The 1,092-nt window shown below is 50.8% G+C and carries 3 protein-coding genes; all 3 read left to right on the top strand.

Annotated features, from left to right (window positions below; all coding sequences use genetic code 11):
* The coding region (locus BLX24_RS33105; RefSeq protein WP_071506924.1) for a hypothetical protein at positions 1-254 on the top strand (254 nt) is incomplete at its 5' end.
* Complete coding sequence (locus tag BLX24_RS30620) at positions 254-649, top strand: hypothetical protein (RefSeq protein ID WP_071506923.1); 396 nt, start codon at positions 254-256, stop codon at positions 647-649. The genes BLX24_RS33105 and BLX24_RS30620, both read left to right, overlap by 1 nt.
* A 128-nt stretch (positions 650-777) precedes the next feature.
* Positions 778-1,092 (top strand): hypothetical protein (locus tag BLX24_RS30615; protein ID WP_143092952.1); only part of this gene is annotated, 315 nt, incomplete at its 3' end.

Here is a 1,092-nt window from a genome sequence, read left to right as displayed (position 1 = left end):
AGAACTCTCTGACGCTCGCTCAGCGCCTTGCCGGGCCAACGCCAAAACTGTTTCAAATTATCCGGTACGTCGGTGTAGTACTGGCAGGGATCAGCGGCATGCTGATGACCTTGCAGGCCGAAGGTGCCGTGCTGCCGGAATGGCTGATATTTCTGGCCGATAAGGCGTATCTGCTGGCAGGAGCCATCGCAACCCTGATCAGTTCGCTGACGGTCGATATGGAGGCATTCAAGAAAAAAAACGCGCTGAAATAATGGAATGGATTATGGGCATTCTGATAAGTATTTTCATCGTACTGCTGCTTATACTTATCCTGTTGTTTAACCTGACTCTGATTCGTGGAGCAAGGAAAGATATACCCAAAGACCCTGTTGATGTGCTTAACGAATCTAATCAGAAGGCATTCTTTGCCCTGTTTGAGCCCGAAGAAAAAAAGGCTGCCTTAAGGGTTATCAATCAACGGCTGAACCGGCAGATAAGGACCATACCTATGGGGTACGTTGAGTTTCAGACAGCACTTAACCAGCTTAAGCTGGTTGATAAGCTGTTAAAGGAAACCGATCAGGAGCTGGAAGAAAAGAACAATCTGATCGCACAGCTTCGCCGTCCGCAGACATCCCCGGCGCCGGATAAACCCCAGCCAGGATAGTGACATGGACAGAGCAACAGCGATACTAATCATTTTCCTTTTGTTGGTGATCATTTTCCTGCTGGCGTTCATTATCGCGCTACTTACTGAAGAAAAAGATACGCCTACTATTGATCCAGGCAACGCCCATGAAACCCGTACGAATTGATACGATGTCCTGCTTCCTTCCTGAAACATGGGAGGAAGTAGATGCCAACCGCCTGCCCCGGCTCATTCAGCTGGTGTACATGACTCCGGAAGGCCCCGCCATGTATCACGAGCTGATTCAGGTGGCGCTCAATATTAAGCCGCGTGTCTGGCAGAAGCTGATGAAAAAGCACTTTAACCGGCGGCTGACCGACGAATGCCGGGAGGCCAATGCGGCCATGCTTCAGCAGCTGATCATGGCCCTGCGCTGGCTCTGGCAGGATGCGCTGGATAAACAGCCGTTTGCCGGTCTGACG

The organism is Arsenicibacter rosenii (assembly GCF_001870735.1).
In the GTDB taxonomy this organism is placed as follows: Bacteria; Bacteroidota; Bacteroidia; order Cytophagales; family Spirosomataceae; genus Arsenicibacter; species Arsenicibacter rosenii.
The sequence above is the reverse complement of the archived record's forward strand: the minus strand, read 5'-3'. Positions and strand labels throughout refer to the sequence as shown.

Coding starts and splice junctions, on each gene's coding strand:
- BLX24_RS30620 (WP_071506923.1), top strand. CDS start 254: ATGGAATGGATTATGGGCATTCTGATAAGTATTTTCATCGTACTGCTG.